At 35.0% G+C, this 25673-nt stretch carries 21 protein-coding genes; 10 read left to right on the top strand and 11 right to left on the bottom strand.

The genetic code is table 11. The annotated features are described in order from the left end of the window. Position 1: 1 nt before the first annotated feature. The 3 genes from IL45_RS13135 to lpdA all read right to left on the bottom strand — a co-directional run bounded on the left by IL45_RS13135 (position 2) and on the right by lpdA (position 5145). Positions 2-1321 (bottom strand): anthranilate synthase component I family protein, encoded by a 1320-nt coding sequence (locus IL45_RS13135; protein ID WP_036584733.1) that lies wholly within the window; start codon positions 1319-1321, stop codon positions 2-4. A 54-nt stretch (positions 1322-1375) separates the two neighbouring features. Then, positions 1376-3613, bottom strand: coding sequence for a TonB-dependent receptor (locus IL45_RS13130; RefSeq protein WP_036584731.1), 2238 nt, complete (start codon positions 3611-3613; stop codon positions 1376-1378). Positions 3614-3741: 128 nt separating this feature from the next. Continuing rightward, a complete protein-coding gene (lpdA, locus tag IL45_RS13125) occupies positions 3742-5145 on the bottom strand; it encodes a dihydrolipoyl dehydrogenase (RefSeq protein ID WP_036584730.1) in 1404 nt (467 codons plus the stop codon). A 194-nt stretch (positions 5146-5339) separates the two neighbouring features. Between lpdA and IL45_RS13120 the strand changes: the two genes are divergently transcribed. Continuing rightward, positions 5340-5834, top strand: a complete 495-nt coding sequence (locus tag IL45_RS13120) for an RNA polymerase sigma factor (protein WP_036584729.1) — start codon at positions 5340-5342, stop codon at positions 5832-5834. Between the two features lie 3 nt (positions 5835-5837). Next, complete coding sequence (locus IL45_RS13115; RefSeq protein ID WP_036585381.1) at positions 5838-6482, top strand: hypothetical protein; 645 nt, start codon at positions 5838-5840, stop codon at positions 6480-6482. Positions 6483-6693: 211 nt separating this feature from the next. On the opposite strand, the gene IL45_RS13110 is transcribed toward IL45_RS13115, so the two are convergent. Continuing rightward, on the bottom strand, positions 6694-7275 hold the full coding sequence (locus IL45_RS13110) for a porin family protein (protein WP_036584727.1): 582 nt from the start codon (positions 7273-7275) through the stop codon (positions 6694-6696). Between the two features lie 65 nt (positions 7276-7340). Beyond that, a complete protein-coding gene (gene recG, locus IL45_RS13105; protein WP_036584725.1) occupies positions 7341-9446 on the bottom strand; it encodes an ATP-dependent DNA helicase RecG in 2106 nt (701 codons plus the stop codon). Between the two features lie 149 nt (positions 9447-9595). On the opposite strand from recG, the gene IL45_RS13100 reads away from it, so the two are divergent. Then, entirely contained in the window at positions 9596-11701 is a 2106-nt protein-coding gene (locus tag IL45_RS13100; protein ID WP_036584723.1) for a M1 family metallopeptidase, read from the top strand. On the opposite strand, the gene IL45_RS13095 is transcribed toward IL45_RS13100, so the two are convergent. Both IL45_RS13095 and IL45_RS13090 read right to left on the bottom strand, forming a co-directional pair. Next, positions 11698-12216 (bottom strand): DUF7935 family protein, encoded by a 519-nt coding sequence (locus IL45_RS13095; RefSeq protein WP_036584721.1) that lies wholly within the window; start codon positions 12214-12216, stop codon positions 11698-11700. The genes IL45_RS13100 and IL45_RS13095 overlap by 4 nt on opposite strands. A 153-nt stretch (positions 12217-12369) precedes the next feature. Next, a complete protein-coding gene (locus IL45_RS13090; protein ID WP_036584719.1) occupies positions 12370-13911 on the bottom strand; it encodes an FMN-binding glutamate synthase family protein in 1542 nt (513 codons plus the stop codon). Positions 13912-14103: 192 nt separating this feature from the next. Here IL45_RS13090 and IL45_RS13085 point away from each other — a divergent pair, with 192 nt between their 5' ends. The 4 genes from IL45_RS13085 (at position 14104) to IL45_RS13070 (ending at position 18586) form a co-directional block, all read left to right on the top strand. Next, positions 14104-16431: an ATP-dependent helicase gene (locus tag IL45_RS13085; protein ID WP_036584717.1), complete on the top strand. Its 2328-nt coding sequence runs from the start codon at positions 14104-14106 to the stop codon at positions 16429-16431. Between the two features lie 81 nt (positions 16432-16512). After that, positions 16513-17109 carry an LURP-one-related/scramblase family protein gene (locus IL45_RS13080; protein ID WP_036584714.1) on the top strand — a complete coding sequence of 199 codons (597 nt, stop codon included), beginning with the start codon at positions 16513-16515 and terminating at the stop codon, positions 17107-17109. Between the two features lie 83 nt (positions 17110-17192). Next, a complete protein-coding gene (locus IL45_RS13075; RefSeq protein ID WP_036584712.1) occupies positions 17193-17726 on the top strand; it encodes a methyltransferase domain-containing protein in 534 nt (177 codons plus the stop codon). Next, entirely contained in the window at positions 17726-18586 is an 861-nt protein-coding gene (locus IL45_RS13070) for a glycosyltransferase family 2 protein (RefSeq protein WP_036584710.1), read from the top strand. Before IL45_RS13075 ends, IL45_RS13070 begins: the two co-directional genes overlap by 1 nt. Here IL45_RS13070 and IL45_RS13065 read toward each other — a convergent pair. Continuing rightward, the gene (locus IL45_RS13065; protein ID WP_036584708.1) at positions 18576-19067 is read right to left on the bottom strand and encodes a DUF6646 family protein; all 492 of its coding nucleotides are present in this window, start codon (positions 19065-19067) and stop codon (positions 18576-18578) included. The genes IL45_RS13070 and IL45_RS13065 overlap by 11 nt on opposite strands. Before the next feature lie 63 nt (positions 19068-19130). Further along, positions 19131-20816, bottom strand: coding sequence for an alkaline phosphatase PafA (pafA, locus tag IL45_RS13060; protein WP_036584706.1), 1686 nt, complete (start codon positions 20814-20816; stop codon positions 19131-19133). 96 nt (positions 20817-20912) lie between these two features. Between pafA and IL45_RS13055 the strand changes: the two genes are divergently transcribed. The 3 genes from IL45_RS13055 to IL45_RS13045 all read left to right on the top strand — a co-directional run bounded on the left by IL45_RS13055 (position 20913) and on the right by IL45_RS13045 (position 23099). Continuing rightward, positions 20913-21653 carry an MlaE family ABC transporter permease gene (locus IL45_RS13055; protein ID WP_036584704.1) on the top strand — a complete coding sequence of 247 codons (741 nt, stop codon included), beginning with the start codon at positions 20913-20915 and terminating at the stop codon, positions 21651-21653. Beyond that, positions 21650-22414, top strand: a complete 765-nt coding sequence (locus tag IL45_RS13050; protein WP_036584702.1) for an ABC transporter ATP-binding protein — start codon at positions 21650-21652, stop codon at positions 22412-22414. Before IL45_RS13055 ends, IL45_RS13050 begins: the two co-directional genes overlap by 4 nt. Before the next feature lie 85 nt (positions 22415-22499). Then, positions 22500-23099 carry an MCP four helix bundle domain-containing protein gene (locus IL45_RS13045; protein ID WP_036584700.1) on the top strand — a complete coding sequence of 200 codons (600 nt, stop codon included), beginning with the start codon at positions 22500-22502 and terminating at the stop codon, positions 23097-23099. A 23-nt stretch (positions 23100-23122) separates the two neighbouring features. On the opposite strand, the gene IL45_RS13040 is transcribed toward IL45_RS13045, so the two are convergent. Both IL45_RS13040 and IL45_RS13035 read right to left on the bottom strand, forming a co-directional pair. After that, positions 23123-24595, bottom strand: coding sequence for a DUF389 domain-containing protein (locus IL45_RS13040; RefSeq protein ID WP_036584699.1), 1473 nt, complete (start codon positions 24593-24595; stop codon positions 23123-23125). Continuing rightward, complete coding sequence (locus tag IL45_RS13035) at positions 24595-25671, bottom strand: mannose-1-phosphate guanylyltransferase (RefSeq protein WP_036584698.1); 1077 nt, start codon at positions 25669-25671, stop codon at positions 24595-24597. Before IL45_RS13035 ends, IL45_RS13040 begins: the two co-directional genes overlap by 1 nt. Positions 25672-25673 lie beyond the last annotated feature (2 nt).

Below are 25673 nucleotides of genomic sequence, written 5' to 3'. Positions count from 1 at the left end.
TTTAATCAAAAGAAATTCCTTGATGGCTTAAAACCTCAATCATTGCATTTGCTTTTAAGAGACATTCTTCATACTCTTTTTCTGGTTGTGCTGCTGCGGTAATGGCACTACCTACACTGAAAGAAAGATATTTGTTTTCTGAATTATAAAGTATACTGCGTATGACAACATTGAAATCAAAATCGCCATCAGGTTTTATGTATCCTATTGCACCACTGTAGAGACCTCTTTTAAAAGATTCATTTTTTTCAATGATGTTCATAGCGCTTATCTTAGGGGCACCAGTCATACTTCCCATAGGAAAGGTGGCTTTTAAGACATCTATAAAGTTAAGTTCTGGTTTTACTGTAGCAATAACGGTACTGATCATTTGGTGTACCTGCTTAAAGCTATAAATACCATACAACTCTTCTACATCAACGGTGCCTTTCTTAGCGATTTTAGATAAATCATTGCGCACTAAATCTACAATCATGACATTCTCAGATCGTTCCTTAGGATCATTAAACAATTGCACTTTTAAATTTTCATCCTCTATTAAAAGCTGTGAACGTTTTGCTGTCCCTTTAATAGGTTGCGAGATAAGTTGTGAACCTACTTTTTTTAAATAACGTTCTGGACTAGCACTCATCACGTGATAATTATTCAGTCTAGCATAAACCGCAAATGGCGGCTCACTAATATCATTCAATTCTTTAAATGCTTTTAAACTATCTAAAGAAATATTTTCAGCATAAAACTCTGTACAAAAATTAGCCTCATAGATGTCTCCAAGATGAATGTGATCTAAGAAATTTTGCGCTTTTACTAAATAATTTGCTTTAGAATCTTTGGCTGTTAATTTCCCAAATCGCAATACCGTTTTGTGCGCTGGAATCTGATGTTCCATAATTTTATCGAGCAACTTCTTAATATCTAATTCACTAGCGTGATAACTATGAATCAACAGGTGATCTGATTCTAGTTCAAATATTACCTCAGGCACGTAAAAACACAAATCTGGAAATTGTGTTCCATCTGAATTTTCACTTTTTAAATCTTCTAGATCGTTTTTTAAATCATATCCCAGATAGCCAAATATCCAATCTTGGTATTCATTATAAAAATCTTCTAGTTTAGAGAACGCATCATCATATGCAGTCGACAAAGAGTCTATGCAACCTATTGCTAACAAGGAATTATAGCTATCGTGTCCGGTACCACCATGATTACTATCTAAAAACATGAGGTATTTATCATTACGATAAAAACTCAATAATTGATCTTTTATCGTTGCTAACTGGTCTAACTTATAGCGATATGTTGCCCTCGTTTTTCTCACATGGTAAAAATAACTGGAAGTTATCTATGATACCACAATATTGACGTCAAACTATTAAAAAGAATAAACTAATCTACCTTTAATGAAAAATGGGGTTCCTGGTGTAAAATGAATTTCTTCAACAGATGCCGTTTCGTTTTGCAATCTTGTTTCTGTAGCAAATTGTGTTTCATTCCACTCTACATCAAATAAGTTTTCGATTGTAAACCCTACATTTAAACGCTTGCTAAAGTCATAGTTTAAATTAAGTTCATTTACAAAATAACCTTCTGCAATAATACTATTATCTTCATTTGCAGCACGATCTGCGATGTAACGGTATCTTAATGAAGCATTCCAGCCTTTATAGTTTTTAAGACTTAAACCACCTGTACTAGTCCACTCCGGAGCTAATGGGATATAATCCTCACCAGAAGCTTCTTCTATTGCTCTAGCATGTGCATAATTAAGATTTGTATCTAGAAACAGGTAATCTGTAAGCTGATAGTTCAATCCAAGATCAAAACCATATCGCTCGGTTTTCCCGCTAGGCTCAACAATACCAGCGTCTCCTACATAAACAAATTCTTGTTCTAAGTATAAGTACCACAAAGCGGTATTAACAACTAGACGATTTGTAGGTTTGAAAATGGTTCCTAAATCAGATCCATATGATTTAGGCAGGATTTTATCTGCTTCATTCTGTATCACAACTCGTGTATCATTACTATGTAAACCTATTCCATTTTTTAAATATAATTGCCAATTGCTACCAGCCTGATAAGCTAAATTTAATTTAGGTAATAAGGCTGTAGCATCTTGTGATAGAGTATCAAAACTGCTATCTAATCCATCGCGATAAACAAATTTGAAATGTTCTAATCTTATTCCAGCATCTATATTCAAATTACCTGTAGTATATTCTAAACCTGTCCATAATGATGAATTGGTCTCGTTAATATCACCTAATTGTATTTGCTCTAAAGTTGTTCTTCTATTCAGGGTTCTTTCTAATGAACTTCCATCTGTTCTATCATTACGTAAACTAATACCAGTGTACCAATCGAGATTATTATCGCCAATGACATACTCTTTATTATAAACAGCATTAATACCTATCATGTCTCTACTTTCTTGTTGTTTAATCTGATCACCATTTAAAGGGTCTTCTAAGAAAAAAGTGAAATTAGAGAATAACTCAAAATTATAATGAGTATAATATGCTTGTGTTTTAAGCTGTTCCGTATCGCTTAAATTGAAGTTGTAGGTCAAATTGAGATTAGTTCTTGAGGTGCTTCCTCCTTCAGTATCATCAATAGCACCAAATCTTCCAATTAAACCACTAGCTACTGCACGTTCTGGAATCTGACCACTAGCATCCCATTCGCTTGTAAAGTATGATGCTGTTAGATTAAATTCACCACCAGTTTTTGTTCTATGGTTTAATTTAGAAAAGATATTAAATCGATCAAAATTTTGCGGACTATCAAATGGCCCGTCAAAAGTGATGTATTCTGTGGCAACATAGGCGCTTGTATTTGAATTATCAACAACATTAAACATACTTAATAAACGTTGGTAATTAAAATCTCCTATTTCTGTTTGAATTAGGTTGCGTTGCAAAAACTCTTTAGTATTCAAGTTTACATGTCCTGCTGTAGCAAAATTACCTTTGCTAGCATCATAGCTACCTTTTCCATAATCAATAGAGTTAATGGTTTCTGGTATCAGAAAATGTAAATCTGCATAACCTTGTCCATGGGCATGAGATACCATATTTACAGGCATACCATCTACACCTATAGCGACGTCTGTACCATGGTCTATATCAAATCCTCTTAGAAACAATTGCTCTGCCTTTCCTCCACCAGCATGCTGACCGATAAACAATCCTGGTACGGTTTGTAAAATCTCTTGGGAAGAGTTTACAGGATTAATCTGTAAATCTAATAAAGCTAGTGTATTAAATGTATCTACATCATTACTTATCACTACCGCATCTAAATCTACTGATGACGAAGTCATAATTACTTGTAAAACTAATGACGGATCCTCAATAAGAATCTCATTAGATTCAAAACCTACATGACTAAATAATAAAGTTTGATTAGCGTCTACATTATCAATACTAAAAAAACCTTGACTATTTGTATGTGTATGATTTTCTGTTCCTTTTTGAAGAATATAAAGGTCTTTAATAGGACGCCCATTTTCATCTGTTACATAACCTGTTATAGAATGAGCAAATACGGTAATACTTGTTAAAAATAAAAATAGGAATAATACTAATTGTGTACGTGAATTGAACTGCATGAGAAAATAAAATGGTTGTTAGTTATATCAATTACGATAGAACCTTTTATCTCGGTTTTAAAAATTATGTTAAAATAAAGCCGATTCATTTTTTGAATCGGCTCTAGGATAAAAAAAATATAATGTTACTATACGTGCATTGCTCTATCTGCAGTAGCCGCTAGCGCTGCTTCTTTTACAGCTTCTGCATATGTAGGGTGTGCATGAGACATACGTGCAATATCCTCTGCACTAGCACGGAATTCCATTGCCGTCACAGCCTCAGCAATTAAGTCTGCAACACGAGCTCCTATCATGTGAACACCTAATACTTCATCAGTATTCTCATCTGCGATGATTTTAACCATTCCGTCTATGTCACCACTTGCTCTAGCTCTACCTAAAGCTCTCATAGGGAATTGACCTACTTTAATAGCAATTCCTGCTTCCTTCAGTTCTTCTTCTGTCTTACCTACACTTGCCACTTCTGGCCATGTGTAAATTACATTAGGGATAAGGTTATAATTAATGTGAGGTTTTTGACCTGCGATAGTTTCTGCTACAAAAACACCTTCTTCCTCGGCCTTGTGTGCGAGCATCGCTCCTTTAACCACATCTCCTATTGCATATATGTTTGAAACATTAGTCTGTAAATGTTCATTGGTCTCTACCTGTCCACGTTCATTAATTTTAACTCCTGCAGCGGTAGCATTTAATTTATCGGTGTAAGGTCTTCTACCTACAGATACTAGACAATAATCACCAGTAAATGTAACCTCTTCACCTTTTTTATTTTTTGCAGTTACCGTTACCTCATCTCCGTTGCGCTCTACCTTATTTACAGCATGAGATAAATGGAATTTAATCTTTTGCTTTTTAAGAACTTTCATCAACTCTTTAGAAAGCATTTTATCCATTACAGGAGTAATACGATCCATATACTCAATCACAGTGACCTCAGCACCTAGTCTGCGGTATACCTGACCTAGCTCTAGTCCTATAACTCCACCACCTATAACGATCATATGCTTAGGAATCTCTTTAAGAGTTAGCGCCTCAGTAGATGTTATAACTCTTTCTTTATCTAACGTTATAAATGGTAAACTACCAGGTTTTGATCCTGTAGCAATAATGGTGTTTTTTGCTTCAATAGTTTGACTACCATCAGCACCATCAATAGTGATGTGAGTAGCATCTTTAAAAGATCCCATCCCAGTATATACATCAATATTATTTTTCTTCATAAGAAAAGAAACACCATCACAGGTTTGTTTTACAACCTGTGCTTTACGAGCTATCATCTTTTCAAAATTTATTTTGATATCGCCAGGAATTTCAATTCCGTGATCTTCAAAATGTTTCATAGCATCATCGTAATGGTGAGATGAATCTAGTAAAGCTTTTGAAGGTATACAACCTACATTAAGACAGGTTCCTCCTAGTGTGTTATATTTTTCAATAATCGCAGTTTTCATACCTAGTTGTGCGCAACGTATCGCTGCCACATATCCTCCAGGTCCTGATCCTATTATTGCTACATCGTATGTACTCATAATGAGAATTTAATGGTTTCAATTAAGATTCAAAGATAAGAAAGGCTGGATGGATAGACTTTAATTTTGAGTATTAATTAGGGTACTTATTTGTCCGCTTTCGCGAAAGCGTAATCACAAAAACAATTATTTTCACAGCAATCTGTAACATAACCAATCTATAAGGTACTTATAGAATAACCTAATCAATTAACGTGAGTCAACAACTCGAAGCAGAATTTATAAAACAACTGGATGAGAACCAGAATATAGTCCACAAGATATGTAGGCTGTATACCAATGATCAAGACGCTCACAACGATCTTTTTCAAGAGGTAACTATACAGCTATGGAAGGCTTATCCAAAATTTAGAGGAGATGCAAAATTCTCTACATGGATGTATCGTGTGGCTTTAAATACAGCTATTACACTTTATCGTAAGTCTACTAGACGCGTTAAAACTACAGACTATGACAATGTGCAATTTAAAATTACAGACTTGCAGGAAGATGATGAAACTGCCGAACAGTTGACTCTTTTATATGGAGCTGTTAAACAGCTTAATGATATTGAAAAGGCTCTCGTTTTTTTATATCTCGAGGATAAAAATTATAAAGAAATATCAGAAACACTAGGTATAAGCGAAGTAAATGCAAGAGTGAAAATGAACCGAGTGAAAACAAAATTAACTAACATTATAAATCCATAAATGATGGATCAATTAGATATACTTAAAGAAAAATGGAATACTCAAAATAGAGAGTACCCACAAGTCAGTGCAGATAATATTAAAAAAATGCTGGCACAAAAATCTACCAGTATTGTAAAGTGGTTATTGATCATCGCTATTATCGAGTTTGCGGTAATGTCGAGTATTAATTTCCTTTACTCCTTTTTAGGTAGTCCTGATGAGTTTACTAGAGAGCTTATGAATTCAAATTTCATGAAGGTATCATGGGCGATTCATATTATAGCTATCATTTACTTCATATACTTATTTTACAAAAACTACAAGAATATTTCTGCTACTCAACCAACGCGCAGTTTGATGAAAAATATCATCAAAACTAGAAAGACAATGAAGTGGTATATCTGGTATAATATTATAGGTGGATTTATTTCTGGAATGATTACAACGGTTTATATGCTTAATAATCACCCGTTGATAAATGAATTAATGGAAAGCGGGAAGATGGATGGACATGAAACGATGTTTTATGTTTTAACCTTTTTAATACTTACTGTTATCTATATTATATTCTTAGGATTTATTTACCTAATCTATATGCTTATTTACGGTATTCTTTTAAAGCGTTTAAAGGCTAACTATGATGAGTTAAAACGTATGGAAGTATAGGGAATCACTTTAGAAATGTAGGATAACGCTCTATTCTTTTAATATCTAATTAGTTGTTCTCTATCTTTCCCTATGACTATGAATAAATTAATCACAGACGTAATGTTACTTATCAAAACATTCTAGTAATAAATAAGGTCTAATTAGATCATAACGCAAAAAAGCCTGTCTCTATAAGAGACAGGCTTTTTTTTATAATGCTAAAATTATATTAGAACTTATAACCTATTGATAAGTGACCTGTTCTAGTACGTTCATCATTTGAGAAATCTACGTTATCAACAAGATCAGTAATTCCTAAATCAAATGTTCCTTTTATAAATAATCCATTACCAAAGTCATAACCTAATCCACCCGTTAAAGCAAAAGAACTATTCACTTTACCTTCAATATCTTCACGATCTCCATCTTCAACAAATGACTGCTTTGCATTTAACAAGAAACCTACTTGAGGTCCTGCATGTAAACTAAAACCTTCTGTAAGGTAATATTTGAAATGAACTGGCACGTTGATAAATCTTAAATATATCGTACTGGTTGTACCGTTAAAATCTAAAGATTCACCTTCACCTGAGTAAAATGCTGCTGCTTCAAATGACCAATTATCTCCTTGTGGAAACTCTGCAATAAGACCAATATGGTAATTAGATTTATTGTCTGCAAAATCACCGCCTAATGCGTTATCTACTTTAGAAAGGTTGTAACCTCCCATAATTCCATAAGAAAAATCTTGTGCTTGTGCTGCTGTTGTCACTAGTAATAATGCGACTAAAGAAATGTAAAATGACTTCATTGTTAAGTTTTTGGTTTGTTCAAAGATATAATAAATAAGTAAAAACAATAATAGACAATTAAAACTTAGCTTATGTACTTCCACAATCCTTTTTTAGATTGTAAAAACTGAAGCACTTTTTTAATACTTGTATTTTCTGGTAATGCAAGTGTTGCATCTTTTTGTAACAATTCTTTTGCTGTTTCTCTTGCAACGGCCAGAATATCATTGTCTTTAACTATGTCTGCAACTCTTAAAGCGAGTACACCACTTTGTCTCGTTCCCATCATATCACCAGGACCACGTAGTTTTAAGTCCACTTCTGCAATCTCAAAACCATCTGTGGTTGCGACCATGGTTTCTACTCGAGTTTTAGCCTCGGTACTTAATTTATAACTAGTCATAAGTATACAGAAACTTTGATCTGCACCACGACCTACTCTACCTCTTAATTGATGTAATTGTGAAAGGCCAAAACGTTCTGCACTTTCAATGACCATAACACTAGCGTTAGGCACATTTACTCCTACTTCTATTACCGTAGTGGCTACCATAATTTGAGTCTCGCCTTTTACAAAACGCTCCATCTCATAATCCTTGTCTTCGGGCTTCATACGACCATGGACGATACTCACTTGATATTGCGGTGTTGGAAATTCTCTTACCACACTTTCATAACCATCCATTAAGTCTTTATAATCCAATGTTTCAGATTCTTCAATTAATGGGTATACGAGATAGATTTGTCGACCTTTAGTGATCTCTTCTTTTAAAAATGAAAAGACAGCTAATCTATTCTTATCATATCTATGGACCGTTTTAATCTCTTTTCTTCCTGGTGGTAACTCATCAATAACAGATATGTCTAAATCACCATAAAGACTCATCGCTAGTGTTCTAGGTATAGGCGTTGCAGTCATTACTAATACATGAGGTGGCAAGTCGTTTTTCTTCCACAACTTTGCTCTTTGCGCAACACCAAATCGGTGTTGCTCATCTACAATCGCTACACCTAGGTTTTTAAAAACTACCTTATCTTCTATAAGTGCATGTGTACCTATTAATATATTTAAAGTACCATCTTCTAGGTCTGAATGGATTACACGACGTGCTTTAGTTTTTACAGAACCGGTAAGTAATGAAACTTTAAGTCCTGTTTTTTCTAATAATTCTGAAACACCTTGATAATGCTGTTGTGCTAAAATCTCTGTAGGTGCCATGATACATGCTTGAAATCCATTATCTATAGCTAGTAAACAAGTTAAAACAGCAACTATCGTTTTTCCAGAACCTACATCACCTTGTAGTAGACGATTCATATGGGCACCTGTTCCCATATCTGCACGTATTTCTTTGACAACTCGTTTTTGAGCACCAGTTAACTCAAATGGCAAATGATTAGAATAAAAATCATTAAATCGTTCTCCTACCTTTTCAAATGCATAACCTTTTATACGAGTTTTTCTGATCCGATTTTGCAATAGCAGCTCCATCTGTATAAAAAACAGCTCTTCAAACTTTAATCTATAAATAGACTGTTGAAGCAATGCAGCACTTTTAGGGAAATGTGCATTATACATGGCGGTATTTTTATCTACTAATTGATGTTGAGACCTAATTTGCTCTGATAGTGTTTCTGTAAAAGAATTGTGTACTTCACTAAAAAGTTGTTGCATCATACGCACCATCATCTTATTAGTCACATTGCGTTTAGTCAGTTGCTCTGTAGATGGATATATGGGCGTCATTGCACTTTGCTGTCGTGATCGATGTTCTTTTAATAACTCTACATCTGGATGAGCTATATTATATTTTGATCCATATTTTGAAACCTTACCATAAATGACATAAGGCACATTTAATTTTAAATTGTCTTTAAAATACTTTTGACCTTTAAACCAGACTAGCTCCATACTACCTGTACTATCTATAAAGGTGGCAACTAATCTACTGCTGCGTCCATCGCCCATCGTTTTAATATGAGTGACTTTACCAACTATTTGAACATGTGCACTGTCTGGAACCAGTTCATTAATTTTATAATATTTAGTCTTGTCTATGTATCGATTAGGAAACAGATTTGCCAAATCGCCGTAGGTAGATATGCCCAACTCTGCTTTCAACAACTTAGCACGAGCTGGTCCTACTCCATTAAGATAATCTATCGGTGTATGCAGAAAATTAGTGGGCAATCTTTAGCGGTTTTATACAAAAGTAACCTTCCTAAAGTAATGCTAAAAACCTTTTCCCATTCAATAAGCAATACGAACTCACGTTCTTAACTAGAATTTATCAATTTGCGTCTTTCAGCTTGGCGTGACTTTTGTATTTTGCTTACCCTATGAAGACATTTTTTATCTGGTCCATTGCCAGCCTATATTCTATATTTTCTATTGCTCAAGACAGTCCATCACAGATAGATATTGTTGATTTTAAAACTGCCGCAGTAGATATTTATGTTAATGAAAATTCCGAGATTATATCGGGTACCGTAAGTTATAACATTTCAATACTTAAAGACACTCCATCTCTGTTTATAGATGCAAAAAACATCACACGCTACGATGTTAAAGTAGATGGTAAGCCTGTAAAGGCAGATTATAATGAGAAGCAAATAGTCGTAGAATCACGCTTTCGCGAAAGCGCAACACACGACATCTCTATAGAATTTTCAACGCAACCTAATACAGCACTATACCATATCGATAAGGATAATGACGGAAAATGGGATCAAATATGGACACAAGGTCAAGGGAAATATACGAGTAACTGGTTGCCTAGTATAGATGACATGAATGATAAAATAGTCTGGGATATCAGTATCACTGCGCCATCTCAATATCAAGCTATATCTAATGGTGTGCTTCTAGAAACTACTGAGGTTGATAAGAATAGAAAATGGCAATTTAACATGGATATACCTATGAGTAGTTACCTGGTAGCTATGGTAGTAGGTAACTATGAGGTGGAGAAAAAAATGAGTGCTTCACAAAAGCAAATGGAATTATACTATTATCCAGAAGATTTACAAAAAGCAGAACCTACTTATAGACATACTATTAAAATGTTTGACTTTCTAGAACAAGAAATAGGAATTGAATATCCGTGGAAAGTATATAAACAAATACCAGTCAAAGATTTTCTTTACTCTGGTATGGAAAATACCACGGCAACCATTTATAGCGATCAATTTGTCGTAGATGATATCGCATTTAATGATGGGAATTATGTTACTGTAAACGCTCATGAAATGGCACATCAATGGTTTGGTAATTTAGTTACTGAAACCAGCGGAAAGCATCACTGGCTTCAAGAAGGATTTGCTACCTACTACTCTATGCTCGCAGAACAAGAGATTTATGGAGAAGATCATTATTACATGACTTTATTTGAAAATGCAGAGTCGTTAATTGCTCAAACTAAAGCTGGAAGAGGAACCGCTTTACTAGACCCTAAAGCGAGTAGTCTGACCTTTTATCAACATGGTGCATGGGCATTACATGTACTAAGAGATGAAATAGGTGATGTAGATTTTAAATTAAGTGTGCGCACGTATTTAAAGCAATATGCTGGCAGAAATGTAACGACTGATGATTTTTTAAAAATCGTAAGTAATACGAGTGGTAAGGACATGAGTGAATTTAAAAACAGATGGCTTACTAACACTCAATTCCCTAGCGCTGAAGCTTTACAGCTATTACGTAAGAGTAATTTTATGGAGCAGTACTTTCAACTTGCCGCACGCAGTATTTCTAGTTTTGATGAATCTTTTAATTCTTATAAAGAAACCTTGAGGTCGCCCGTTAATGAATTACTGGTTGAAGAAATGATAAGTCAATTAATACTACACAAAAAAAACGATCGAATCATTGAACTTTATAAAGAAGCCGCTGCAACCGGAAATGTTAAGGTTAGACAAGCCATAGCTTTAAGTTTACAAAATTATGATCCTGCACTAGATAAATTACTGAGAACTATGCTAAATGATCAGTCTTATTTAACTAGAGAAAGTGCTCTATTTTTATTATGGCAAGGTAACCCTATGGACCGACCTAATATTTTAAGAAATGCTAAAGAAAGTTGGAATAGTATGAGCCCTTCTCTAGAAATGGCATGGAATGCTCTTGCACTCAATTCTAGTGATTTTAAGAACAACGAGAAGTATGATTTTCTACAAGGTATTTCTAAATTTACTAGTCCAGAATATAGTCCACAGACACGTACAGCGGCATTTGACTACCTCATCAATCTAGACGCTATGGGAACGCAAAACTATCGCGACTTAATAGATGCTTGTTTTCATCACAGCTGGAGATTCTACAAAAATAGTCGTGATATTTTTGAAGCACTTTATAAAAAAGATGAATCTAGGGTTTTGATAGACAGGATACTGTCTACAATGCCTGATGATGAACAGAAAAGAATAAGGGATTTATTTAAGGTCTAGAAAAGGTCCTTTACCTCAGATCTTAAATAGCTTAAGGCAGCAGCACTAGGTGCACGCTTGTCCATTAATTCATTAACGATAGCTTGTCTTAGATCTTCGCCCGAGTTGATTTTGCTACTCATAGCGACCTGTCGTATTTGTTGAATGGTCGTATTCTTTGCCGCTCGTATGATATTCCAACATTCTTCACTCACATATATCTGTTGTGCAATATTGTGTTCAAATTCTTGATCAATAGCAGAAATTAAAGTTTGCTCATATTGCAACTTAGTCATAGAACCAGCTAGTGTTCTAACGACTAAATTATTAGGTTTAATACGTTCTAGAAATAATGTCATACGCTCATAAGAAGCCATTCTAGTAGGTAAGGTTTTACCTTGTGATTCTCTAACGGTAAGGAAACGACGTCTACGTTCCTCGTTTTTCATAAACGATGTTAAAAAATAAAAAGCTACAAAACCCACCACTAGTGCAGGTAAAACAGCTATAAAACCTAAAAGAATTTTATCATCCATAGTCATGTGTTTTTCTTATAACGTTAGTAAATCAAAAGTAATGTATCAGATTAAAATAAACTCGTGATTTAATGAATTGTTAGTATTACTCATTGCTAGTTATCTCGCCTACTTTTTACAACATTAATGGTTCATTAAAAACAATAATCTATACTACTTACCACCTAAATGTGGACAATCTTTTAAGTCTTGCATACTTTCAAATGGTACCGGTGTTTTTTGATATTTATAAGTATACTCTAAAGTTTGGGTCATATTGCTATCTCCTATACTTACATCAACGTCGCGCATATCAAACTGACATGGATGTTCATATCCAGCAGCATGTGTTATCTCAAGTAATTCTTTATTAAACTTTTTAAAATAGCTCGCTAGTCTTCCCGCTTTTTCAGGAACTACAATACCACGTTGCAACCATTTATTTTGCGTTGCAATACCCGTCGGACAGGTATTATTGTGGCAAGCTTGCGCTTGTATACATCCTATAGAAATCATCGCTTCTCTAGCAACATTAACAACATCTGCACCCATAGAAAAAGCCATAGCAGCTTTTGCAGGAAAACCTAATTTACCAGAAGCTATAAAGACTAGATCTTCAGTCATATGGCGTTTTTGAAAAACCTGATATAAATCCTTAAATCCATAAACCCATGGCAGAGAAACATGATCTGCAAAACTAGGCGGCGCAGCACCAGTACCACCTTCACCACCATCAACAGTGATAAAATCTGGTCCTTTACCGGTTGCTTTCATAATGTCTGCCAGTTCTTCCCATTGTTCTAACTTACCTATAGCCGCTTTAATACCAGTAGGTAATCCGGTCTCTTGCGCAATTTGCTCCACAAAGTCAACTAGACCTTCTATTCCTTCAAAAGCACTATGTGTAGGTGGCGATAGTACATCTTCACCCATAGGAACATTACGTATCTCACTAATTTCTTTAGTGATTTTAGAACCTGGTAACACACCACCTTTTCCAGGTTTTGCACCTTGAGATAACTTCAATTCAATTGCTCTCACTTGAGGATGATCTTTAACAAGTTGCTTTAACATGTCCATAGAGAAGTTTCCATCTTTATCTCTCACGCCAAAGTAGCCTGTTCCAATATGAAAAACGACGTCTGCACCACGTTTGTGATATGGAGACAATCCACCTTCACCAGTATTATGATAGGCATGGACTTGTTTTGCTCCATTATTCATAGCATCAACAGCTTTTGCCGATAGACTACCATAACTCATCGCGCTAATATTAATTACACTAGCTGGACGGAAAGGTCTTTTTCTACCCTTTGCAGCACCTATAACTTTAGCACAAGGTAAAAAAGTAGGTTCTTGATGTGAAATATGATTTTTTTCTACCTTGTAAGGCATCATTGCATTATTGATGAAAATATATTGATGAGCATAAATATCTCTATCTGTACCAAATCCTTCGTAATTATTCTCATTTTTTGCACTGGCATAAATCCAACCACGCTCAATTCTATTAAAGGGTAGCTCTTCACGATTATTTGCAACAATATATTGTCGTAGTTCTGGACCTACACTTTCCAACCAGTAACGGAAGTGCCCTACTACAGGAAAATTTCTAAGAATGATATGCTTCTTATTAAATATATCATATAATGCTACTACAACAACAACTATTACTAACCACCAATACCACGCCAGGTCCAGAATAAAATCAATCATCTAAAAAAATTTGAATCGTAAAAATACATAAATGAGATTAAGAATTACGCTTTCGCGAAAGCGAAATAACAAGATTATAATTGATAAAATCAGAGCTCTTGAAGTTGCAAAAAATCGTTTATAAAAAATATGAATATTGGATAAAAAAACGCCCTTCAACTCGTATCTTGTCTTCCCTAGAAAAAGAAAAAAGTGCAAGATTATATATCTCAATTAAATGACGCGCAACGTGAACCAGTGTTGCAAAAAGATGGTGCCATGATCGTTATAGCAGGTGCTGGATCTGGTAAGACTCGAGTACTAACTTTGCGTATTGCATATTTAATGCAACAAGGTGTAGATGCTTTTAATATTCTATCACTTACGTTTACTAACAAAGCTGCTCGCGAAATGAAAAAGCGTATCGCAGACATTGTTGGTCAAAGTGAAGCAAAGAATTTATGGATGGGTACCTTCCACTCTGTTTTTGCAAGACTATTGCGTATGGAAGCAGATAAATTAGGCTATCCATCAAATTTCACTATTTATGATTCACAAGACTCGCAAAGATTAGTGAGCGCAATCATAAAAGAAATGGGACTGGATAAAGATGTTTACAAATACAAACAAATTGCTTCTCGCATCTCTTCCATGAAGAATAGCCTTATTACTGTGAGAGCTTATTTTAATGATGCTGACTTGCAAGAGGCAGATGCGATGGCGCGCAGACCACGTTTTGGAGATATCTATAAAGAATATGTGGAGCGTTGTTTCAAAGCAGGCGCAATGGACTTTGACGATTTATTGTTAAAAACAAATGAACTATTGAATCGCTTTCCAGAAGTACTGGCAAAATATCAAAATCGTTTTCAATACATTCTCGTTGATGAGTATCAAGATACTAACCATTCACAATACCTCATCGTAAAAGCACTCTCTGATAAATTTCAAAATATATGCGTGGTAGGTGATGATGCGCAATCTATTTATGCATTCCGTGGTGCAAACATTAATAACATTCTGAATTTTCAGCGCGATTATGAAGGTGTAAAGGCCTATCGACTAGAACAGAATTATCGATCTACAAAAAATATTGTAGAGGCAGCAAACTCTATCATTGATAAAAATAAAACGAAGTTAGACAAAGTTGTATGGACAGCAAATAATGATGGGCCCAAAATCATCGTACATCGTTTAATGAGTGATGCCGAAGAAGGACGATATGTCGCTGGTTCAATTTTTGAAAATAAGATGCAAAAGCAACTGGGTAATGATCAGTTTGCTATTCTTTACAGGACTAATGCGCAATCCAGAGCGATGGAAGATGCCTTGCGTAAAAGAGATATCCCTTATAGAATTTATGGAGGATTGAGTTTTTACCAACGTAAAGAGGTTAAAGATGTACTAGCCTACTTAAGAGTTATTGTTAATCCTAAAGATGAAGAATCTTTAAAACGTATTATTAATTATCCAGCGCGTGGTATAGGTGCGACTACTATGGATAAATTGATTGTTGCAGCAAAGCACTATGACCGCAGTATTTTTGAAGTTATAGAACATATCGATCGCATTGACATAGGTATTGCTAGCAGTACAAAAACAAAGCTTAAAAACTTTGTCATGATGATTAAGAGCTTTCAGGCTCTTGAAGAAACACAATCTGTTTTTGAACTTACAGAATATGTGATAAAGAAAAGTGCATTAATTAATGAGCTTAAAAAAGATGGTAGTCAGGAAGGTATCTCTAAAGTTGAGAATATTGAAGAGCTACTAAATGGAATGCGAGACTTTGTTGAAGGTCAGAAAGAAGTTGATGAAGCTAGAGGTTCTCTTGCAGAGTTTCTAGAAGATGTCGCTCTAGCAACTGATTTAGATAATGAAAAAGACACCGATGATCGCGTTTCTTTAATGACTATTCACCTTGCCAAAGGATTAGAGTTTCCATACGTATATATCGTAGGAATGGAAGAAGATCTTTTCCCTAGTGGAATGAGTATGAATACTCGCGAGGAATTAGAAGAGGAACGACGCCTATTTTATGTAGCACTTACTAGAGCAGAGCATCAAGCATATCTTACTTATACCTTAAGTAGATATCGATGGGGAAAACTAGTCGATGCAGAACCTAGCCGTTTTATTACTGAGATAGATGACCAGTATCTAGAGTACACAACTCCTATGGATGATTATAGGTACAAAAGCGCCTTAACCGATCATCTATGGGATGAACCAGACAAATCTAAATTAAGACAGCGTAAACCAGTATCTGGTAAGCCACCTAGTGTTAGTAGACCTAGTGAAGATCAGATTAGAAAACTGCGCAAGATACGACCTAGTTCATCTAGTAATAATAGTGCTCCATCAGGTTTTGAAGGAAGCTTAGAGCCAGGAATGATCGTCTCACATGGACGCTTCGGCCGAGGAACCGTTGTAAATATAGAAGGTGCTGGTGGTGAGAAAAAAGCAGAAATTAACTTTCAAGTCGGTGGAATTAAAAAACTATTATTACGATTTGCAAAATTGGAGGTTATTGACGAATAAACAATCTACAAGCATCAACACGATTAGGTGTTTAAATTAGCGCTTAATATTTAACTAAACGACCAATTAAACCAACCCATAATGAATAACCTAGACTACCCTATCAAATTTAGCTTCAAGGTAACCACGCTTTCAAATGATTTTACAGCGCGCAATGCCCAAGGACAAACCATAGCCTATGTAAAGCAAAAAATGTTCAAACTAAAAGAAGCTGTAAACGTTTATAGTGATGAGAGTAAAACAAGAGTTTTATTTACTATCGCTGCAAATAAATGGTTGGATTGGAGTGCCGCTTACAGCATGATGGATGCAAACAATAAGGAGATAGGTAAAATCGCACGCAAAGGATGGCGTAGCATGTGGAAAGCTGAATATAATATCATCGATCAAAATCAGCAACCACAGTATAACGTTAAGGAACAAAGTGCTTTTACTCGTTTTCTAGATAATTTATTAGGTGAGATTCCTATTCTAGGTTTTTTTACTGGATACCTTTTTAATCCGACCTATAACGTGACTAATAGCAATGGTGAAGTTGTAGTAAAGCTTAAAAAAATGCCTTCGTTTTTAGGTAAGGAATTTGAACTTACTAAGCATACAGATATAGATGAAGATGACAAAGAAAGAGTGATGTTAGGCCTTATGATGATGATTTTGTTAGAACGACGTAGAGGATAAATATTCTTTTACCACTCGACAATAGTTTTAGAAATATAATGATAGATTACTTTTGACATTGAAAGTTTACAAAATCAAAAAAATTGTACGAACATAATTTCCCTCATAAACGATTTAATATCACGTTAGGATTTATAGAAAAGCATATTTCAAAAGACCAATCTATTTTAGATTTAGGAGTTGAAAATCCGTTTTCTAAGATAATGAAAGACGCTGGTTATGATGTACAGAATACCAGTGGTACTGACCTAGATGATGATGTTAGTGAAATAGAGAATTTTAATGGTAATGTCGTTACAGCTTTTGAAATATTTGAACATCTAGTAAGTCCTTACACCTCATTAAAAGCCATTTCAGGTAATAAAGTCGTAATAAGCGTTCCATTAAAACTATGGTTCACCAGTGCTTATCGTAATAAAAATGATATTAGAGATCAACATTATCACGAGTTTGAACCATGGCAACTGGACTATGTACTAGAAAAAGCAGGATGGAAAGTAATGGATAGTATTAAGTTTACTAACCCAGTAAAGAAACTAGGTATTAGACCATTACTGCGATATTTCACAAATCGTTATTATCTCGTTTATTGTGAAAAAATATCATCAAAGACATAATGAAAATTGCTGTCATCATTCCTACTTACAATGAAGAACGTTTTATAGCCAAAACGCTCGACAGCTTACTATCCCAAACTTTCAAAATTTCCAAAATTCTCATTGTCAACGATAATTCTACCGATGGCACGTTGCAAATAGCACAATCTTATCAAAATCAGCACGAGTCTATCAATGTTATTACTCATCAATCGAGCGATCAAAATATTCCTGGATCTAAAGTTATTAATGCCTTTAATGTAGGCCTTTCAAATATCAAAATAACAGATTTTGATATCATTTGTAAATATGATGCCGATCTTATTTTTCCTGTTAATTATATAGAATTACTAGTGTCACGCTTCCGCGAAAGCGATACAAATGGTATGGTTGCAGGTCATTGCTCAATAGAAAACAATGCTGAATGGGAACTTGAAAAAGGAACGAATAAGGATCATATTCGTGGTGCATTGAAAGCATATCGCACCACCTGTTTTCAACAAATAGGTGGACTCAAATCGTCTATAGGATGGGATACCATTGATGAAATGCTAGCTAGATTCTATGGATGGAAAGTAGTGACGATTCCTAATTTACTTGTAAAACATCTTAAGCCTACTGGTGCGTCATATAATGCTAAAGCAAAATACTTTCAAGGTGAAGCCTTCTATAAAATGCGTTATGGCTGGTGGTTAACTTTAATTACAGCTGCAAAAATGGCTTGGAATAAAAAGAAAATAAGACTTGTTTTAGACTATTTAAAAGGTTACAGATTAGCACAAAAAAAGAACCTTGAACCTCTGGTGACAGAAGATCAAGGTCGTTTTATAAGGTCATACCGGTGGAACGGTATTAAGTCTAAAATAGGTTTTAGAAATTGAAAGACATTCCGAAACTAATTGTAAACTGATTGTATAAATCCTCTGCAGGAGTTAGGTCTTCTGTTTTATATGATGCAAATGGCACTGCAGCTTCTGTGTATAGTCCAAAACCATCAGTAAAGAAATAACGAGCACCTAAGTGACCACCAAAATTCTTTGTACTAAATCCTAATCCTGGATAGATATCTAAATTAGGATCTACATTAATCACGTTACCAATGTTTGCATTAAAACGTAAACGTAGCATCGCTCTTTCATCAAAATCTACACTTACATCATCATCTATACCTAAGGCGTATGCAGCCGTTAGACCAAAAGAGATGTTCTCTCCTACTCCATAATCATAGGTCGCTTGTACACCAGTTGATCCAGATTGAAAATCAGCACCTACTTGAAATTTTTGATCTCCTTTACCTGTATAAACTTGTGCTGTTGCAGCAGTGGTTGCTATAAGAGCAAGGATAAGTAATATTTTTTTCATTTGTTATTGTTTAATTATCAAAGCACAAATATAATTATTATGCTATTCTATTATTCACCAAAGTTACTTTAATACAGGTAATATAGGATTTCCAGTCGCTCCATTAGGAAAACTAATTCCTAATAGGCTAGAAATAGTAGGCGCTATATCAATAATATGAGTGCGTTGCGCACTAGTACCATTATTAATTCCTGCACCATAAAACAATAACGGTACATGCGTATCATAGCTTTGTGAACTACCATGAGTACTACCTGTTCTAGAATAACTTATTACTCCAGGCTCAAGAACATAAACAACATCACCACTACGTTTATGGTGAAAACCATTTTGAATTAGAGCTCCTACTCCATTAGTAAAATTTGAATTAGTAAGCGCCTCACGGGTAAAAACTTTATCAATAGACTTATAATTAGTTAATAAAGAACTTAAAAATCGTTGTACATCTTCAGATTTTAATTGAGCCATTTCTAGTTGCTCATAATCTAAGAAGATTTGACTATTTGAGATTTTTTTTATGATCTTCTCATTACTATATTTAATCTTTAACTGTGCTTTTAAGAATTGCTCTAATGCATCATTTTCAAAGTACCCAGCGGCAATGCCTTGTGATTGTAAATATGCAGGATTATTAACCGCACCATGATCTGCGGTTAAGAAAACAGTGTAATTATCATTCCCAACTTGATGGTCTAAAGCGTTTAAAAGACGCTCTAATTCTAGATCTAATCTTAAATAAGTATCCTCTAACTCTACTGCATTTACACCATATTGGTGTCCTACATAATCTGTACTAGAAAAACTTATGGCTAGAAAATCAGGAATAGCATCCATTCCCATTTGCTCATTTTTTAAAGCCGCTATTGCAAAATCTGCTACTAGACTATTTCCATAAGGTGTTGCCTTTAATAAACTATAGCCTCCATTTTCATCTTGTAATGCAGGTAAATCATAAGGAAATGTTGCCGTTTCTTTTCCACGAGGTGCTTTCTCAAAATCATTTAAATCAGTACCACTAGCAGTATAGGTAGATAATGGGTAAAGTGTATTCCATTCTCTCATATAGGGTTGTGATGGATTACTAGCATTGTAATCTTTTACCCATTGCGGTAATTCATTGATATAAAAGGTAGATGAAATAAATGTTCCTTCACCACCACCACGATACCAATAAGCCGCATCAGCAGCATGACCTGCAGGCAATATAGCACCGCGATCTTTTATAGAAATACCTATTACTTTAGAACGACCTTGCGTATGTAACTCTAATTCATCTGTCACGGTTGTAGTTAATAAACGTCTAGGCGACATTTTACCTTCTGCATTTGTGGTCCCTACAGGTTCCACAGTATCATCACTAGCATTATAAATTGATTTATTCTCAAATTTATCAAACCAGTTATTACCTATAATACCATTATTCATAGGTGATGTGCCGGTATAAATGGAGGCATGACCTGGAGCAGTATAAGTAGGTACAAAATTATAATGGTTATTAGTAAGGTTAAAACCATCATTCATTAACCTTTTAAAACCACCTTCACCATATCTATTGTAAAAACGCGTGAGATAATCATAACGCATTTGATCAACTACTATACCTACGACTAACTTAGGTTTGGTTGTGTCGTTAGTATAACGTTCTTGATTAATTGATGTCTTTACGGTAGTGGTTTCTTGCTTTCGCGAAAGCGTACCACAACTGACCAATAGCGTCATAAATAGTAAAGCTGTCCAAAAAGTTTTCATGTCATAGATTTTGTGCAAAAATAAGGATAATGAAAAGCAGAAAGTTTAAGATTGCATTAAATCGCTTCATGGATTTTTTATCTACTTTTACCATTCATGAGATTTCTAAGACACATAGGTAAATATATATTGATGTTAATAGGTGTTTTCAAAAGACCTACTAAAACATCTGTATTGAGAGAACTGGTACTTAAGGAGATAGACGACTTAATCATCGGCTCCATAGGTATAACGGCTTTTATATCCCTTTTTATGGGAGCCGTAGTGGCACTGCAAACTGCCTTAAACCTAGACAACCCATTGATTCCTAAAAGTTTAATAGGTTTTGCGACTAGACAGTCCATAATTTTAGAGTTTGCACCTACATTTATATCAGTTATTATGGCTGGTAAAGTAGGCTCTTATATTACCTCGAGTATAGGTACTATGAGAGTTACAGAGCAAATTGATGCTCTTGAAGTAATGGGTATTAATCCTCTTAATTATTTAATTTATCCAAAGATTATAGCGCTATTATTCTATCCATTTTTAATTGCTATCATCATGTTTGTTGGGATATTTGGTGGATTTCTAGCCAGTGTTTATGGAAATCTGGTAAGCTTAGAAGATTTTGTTGTTGGTTTACAAGATACTTTTATCCCATGGCACATTGCATATGCATTTATTAAAACAATGGTTTTTGGTATACTGTTAGCGACTATACCTAGTTATCATGGTTATTATATGGAAGGTGGCGCATTAGAAGTTGGTAAAGCCTCTACGACATCTTTTGTATGGACATGTGTTGCCATTATTGTAGCTAACTATATTCTTACTCAAATACTTCTGACCACATGATAGAAATTAAAAACTTATATAAAGGATTTAATGAAGAAGCGGTCCTGAAAGGTATTAATGCTACATTTGAGCAAGGTAAAACAAATATGATCATAGGCGCCAGTGGATCTGGTAAGTCTGTGTTTTTAAAAAATATGCTTGGCTTATTTGAGCCTGATGATGGTGAGATTATCTATTCTGGTGAATCTTTATTGGACATGGATATTGACCGCAAGAGTGAATTACGTAAGGAAATGGGAATGCTATTTCAACACAGTGCTCTTTTCGACTCTATGACCGTTGAAGAAAACATCATGTTTCCACTTAGAATGTTTTCTAGAATGAAACTTGCTGAGCGTAGAGAGCGAGCAAACGAAATTCTGGAACGTGTTAACTTGGTAAACTTGAATAAAAAAATGCCTAGTGAGATCTCTGGTGGACAACAAAAACGTGTTGCCCTAGGTAGAGCTATTGCAAATAATCCACAGTATTTATTTTGTGATGAGCCCAATAGTGGATTAGACCCTAAAACAGCTACCGTAATCGATCAATTGATTCAAGAAATAACACACGAGCGTAATATTACCACCGTGATTATATCACACGATATGAATTCTGTGATGGAAATAGGTGAAACCATTGTTTTTCTTAAAGACGGATTGATCGCCTGGGAAGGAAGCAATAAAGAAATCTTTAAGACCGATAATGAAGCGGTAACCGACTTTGTTTATAGCTCAGACTTATTTAAGAAAGTAAGAATTGCGCAGAACGAAGGTTTTTAAGCGTTCAAATATTCGTTAATAATTATATAACATTATTATTTCAATACGGCTATTTTCATATTTTTAAGAAACTTAAAAGTATAATATGGTCAGTAACAAGATAAAGTGGTCGGTAGGTTTATTTCTAGTCATCGGGCTTATACTCGCGACTAATTTCATAGATCGTAATAACTTTAAGCGAGTACAAGATTCGGTTTCTACTATTTATGAAGATCGACTGGTTGCTAAGGATTTGATTTATGACATTCAGTTAGAGATTCACGAGAAGGAATTGCTTATTGCTTTAAATAACACTACCGCGTATTTATCTCAAAAGAACAAGGCTCAAGATGAATTAAATGATTCTATGACGCAGTTTTCTACCACTAAATTAACTCTCGAAGAAGAAAAGGTTTTTAATAATCTACAAACAGAGCTCGCTGCTCTATTCACATTAGAAAACGCTACTGATTTTACAGCTGTAAACGGTCAAGACAACAGTCGCTTACAACAGCAACTAGACTTGATCAATGAGACACTTCTCAAACTGTCAGATATACAAATAAAAGAAGGTAATCGCCAGATGCATATCGGTAAAAAGGCGATGGCGTCCATGGAACTTTTAACTCAAATGGAAGTATGGATTATGATTGTTCTCGGCGTTATCATTCAGTTTATTATTTTATACAGTCCGAAAAATAATTAAAATTATACAATTCTGATTGCCATTTAAGGATTAGAAACTTCAACGGTATCTGTGGCACTAACCACACTACGTTCCAACTCATTAATTTTAATCTTGTCGGTTTTAAGGCGGTATTGCAACCAGTTTGCCATGCGTTTTTTTATCGCACCGCGATCTTGCTGGGTTAAAGTGGTATCGTTAAAACGGATATTATACTCTGCAATCGTGTCTGTAAGTTGTGTGATAAAGTCCTTATTCACAGACTCAGCATAGCTGATACTGGAGATTTGAGGATAGTTCAATCGTACCTCTTCACTAATGATGTCAAAGTTCTTACCTTGTTCATTAACGCGACGCAATTCATCTTCTAGCGCTGCAATACGCACATCCTTATCTTGTATCAAGCGCAGTTTATCAATTAGTTCTTCTTGTACCATTTCTACACCATCATTATTGACGTCAGGCATCGTACTACCTTGATAAAATCTTACGTTGGCTTCTTCTAGATGTTCTTGTGATTTAAATTTTTTCTTCCATTCATCAACGATAGGTTGTGGAACTGGCGCACCTAGCATGACTATATCTAGGGTTTGAGTATCCTTATTCCAGTCATCGTTAGGTCTCATGCCATCGTATTGAACAATTTCATTCATAAATTGGTTCACAGCATTTTGTCTTAGTTGATCTTGTAATAACTGATAGAACAATACTACAGATGGTAGTAATACTAAAAAACCAATTAGTGAAGCTAATCTAGACACACGTTTACGTTTAGCCTGATTTGCATATTTTACCATAGGAAATGCAAGAAGCTTACAAACTAGATATGTCGATAAAGCGATGAAAACTGCGTTAATACAGAATAAATAAATCGCACCTCCAAAAACTTTTAATTGCCACGTAGCAATACCATAACCTGCCGTACATAACGGTGGCATTAATGCAGTAGCAATTGCTACACCAGCAATGGCATTTGATATAGTTCCTTTCTTAGCTTTGGCAACAATTAATGCTAATCCACCAAAAATAGCAATAAGAACATCGAGTATTGTAGGATACGTACGAGCATCTAATTCACTGGTAATCTCTTTCATAGGAGTGATTAAAAAGTACAAAGACGCTGTTAAAAGAGATAATCCCATCATTACACCTAGATTGATCAACGACCTGCGCAACATAGTATCATCGTTAATTGCTGTACCTAATCCCATACCTACAATAGGTCCCATAAGTGGAGATATTAACATGGCTCCTATTACAACTGCAGTTGAGTCTGCATTAAGTCCTATAGATGCAATGAATATAGAGAAGATTAGAATCCACGCATTATGGCCTTGAAAAGAGATATCTTTTCTAACCGACTCAATGGTTTCATCTCTATCAGAATCTTTTCTGATATCTAATAAGTCATGTAAAAATGCCATGATATTATCCCAAATACCACTAATTTTTTGCTGGTTAACCTCAAGACTGTTATCAATTTCAGTCTGTGAATTTTGTGATTCTTGTGATTCCATTAACCTATTTCTTTACCATACTTATCCATTGCTGTATTACGGATTTCTTTAATTTCTTGCTCAGCATTTTTAGGGATAATCATTAATACATCATCTTGATCAACCACGATATAATCTTCTAGACCTTGTAAAATTACTTTTTTACCATGCGCTGTTCTCACCATATTGCCGTGTGATTCTATCGCTGTGACACTAGCATTAACAATGGCATTAGACTCTTCATTCTTTTCTAGTTTGTCATATAAGGAACCCCAAGTACCTAAGTCATTCCAAGAGAATCGAGCTGGTAGCACATAAACTTCTTTAGAATTTTCCATAATAGCATAGTCTACTGATATGTTCTCTGCTTTTGGATATTCACTCTCTAAAAACGACACTTCTTCTTCCGTATTTAGAACCTGCATGCCGTTGGTGAATAATTGGGTCATGGTAGGTTGCGCTTTCGCGAAAGCGTCAACCACAGCATCTACACTCCATATAAATATACCAGCGTTCCATAAAAAATTACCTGCATCTAGAAATTGCTGTGCTGTTTCTAAATTAGGTTTCTCACGGAATTGATTTACCTTTTTTACAGCTGTTGTCTCTTGATTATACTCAATATATCCATAACCAGTATTAGGTGATGTAGGTTGAATCCCTAGAGTCATCAATGCCTGTGGATGTTGCTCACAAAAGGCAAATGTGGTCGCTAAATCTTCATTAAAAAGATCTTCTTCGGCAATATAATGGTCGCTGGGCGCAACAATCATACTAGCCTCTGGATTCATTTTTTGAATTTTTAATGCTGCTAGTAAAATACATGGTGCGGTATTGCGCATGGCAGGCTCTGCAACTATATTCTCTGGTAAGACCTCAGGTAATTGCTCTTTAACAAGATCTACATAAGCCTCATTAGTTAAAATAAGAATGTTATTTGCTGGTATTTGAGCTTGCAATCTGGTAAAGGTCATTTGTAATAATGACTTACCTAACCCTAGCATATCATGAAATTGCTTAGGAAATGATTGTTTACTTACTGGCCAGAATCGGGAACCGACTCCACCGGCCATTATAACTGCATATTTATTACTCATTC

Source organism: Nonlabens ulvanivorans (genome assembly GCF_000732625.1).
GTDB lineage: Bacteria > Bacteroidota > Bacteroidia > Flavobacteriales > Flavobacteriaceae > Nonlabens > Nonlabens ulvanivorans.
The sequence above is the reverse complement of the archived record's forward strand: the minus strand, read 5'-3'. Positions and strand labels throughout refer to the sequence as shown.

What these genes read in the sequence shown, in the direction of transcription:
- IL45_RS13130 (WP_036584731.1), bottom strand. Translation starts at nt 3,613, where the DNA reads ATGCAGTTCAATTCACGTACACAATTAGTATTATTCCTATTTTTATTT.
- lpdA (WP_036584730.1), bottom strand. Translation starts at nt 5,145, where the DNA reads ATGAGTACATACGATGTAGCAATAATAGGATCAGGACCTGGAGGATAT.
- IL45_RS13115 (WP_036585381.1), top strand. Translation starts at nt 5,838, where the DNA reads ATGGATCAATTAGATATACTTAAAGAAAAATGGAATACTCAAAATAGA.
- IL45_RS13110 (WP_036584727.1), bottom strand. Translation starts at nt 7,275, where the DNA reads ATGAAGTCATTTTACATTTCTTTAGTCGCATTATTACTAGTGACAACA.
- IL45_RS13100 (WP_036584723.1), top strand. Translation starts at nt 9,596, where the DNA reads ATGAAGACATTTTTTATCTGGTCCATTGCCAGCCTATATTCTATATTT.
- IL45_RS13095 (WP_036584721.1), bottom strand. Translation starts at nt 12,216, where the DNA reads ATGGATGATAAAATTCTTTTAGGTTTTATAGCTGTTTTACCTGCACTA.
- IL45_RS13090 (WP_036584719.1), bottom strand. Translation starts at nt 13,911, where the DNA reads ATGATTGATTTTATTCTGGACCTGGCGTGGTATTGGTGGTTAGTAATA.
- IL45_RS13080 (WP_036584714.1), top strand. Translation starts at nt 16,513, where the DNA reads ATGAATAACCTAGACTACCCTATCAAATTTAGCTTCAAGGTAACCACG.
- IL45_RS13070 (WP_036584710.1), top strand. Translation starts at nt 17,726, where the DNA reads ATGAAAATTGCTGTCATCATTCCTACTTACAATGAAGAACGTTTTATA.
- IL45_RS13065 (WP_036584708.1), bottom strand. Translation starts at nt 19,067, where the DNA reads ATGAAAAAAATATTACTTATCCTTGCTCTTATAGCAACCACTGCTGCA.
- pafA (WP_036584706.1), bottom strand. Translation starts at nt 20,816, where the DNA reads ATGAAAACTTTTTGGACAGCTTTACTATTTATGACGCTATTGGTCAGT.
- IL45_RS13055 (WP_036584704.1), top strand. Translation starts at nt 20,913, where the DNA reads ATGAGATTTCTAAGACACATAGGTAAATATATATTGATGTTAATAGGT.
- IL45_RS13050 (WP_036584702.1), top strand. Translation starts at nt 21,650, where the DNA reads ATGATAGAAATTAAAAACTTATATAAAGGATTTAATGAAGAAGCGGTC.
- IL45_RS13045 (WP_036584700.1), top strand. Translation starts at nt 22,500, where the DNA reads ATGGTCAGTAACAAGATAAAGTGGTCGGTAGGTTTATTTCTAGTCATC.
- IL45_RS13040 (WP_036584699.1), bottom strand. Translation starts at nt 24,595, where the DNA reads ATGGAATCACAAGAATCACAAAATTCACAGACTGAAATTGATAACAGT.
- IL45_RS13035 (WP_036584698.1), bottom strand. Translation starts at nt 25,671, where the DNA reads ATGAGTAATAAATATGCAGTTATAATGGCCGGTGGAGTCGGTTCCCGA.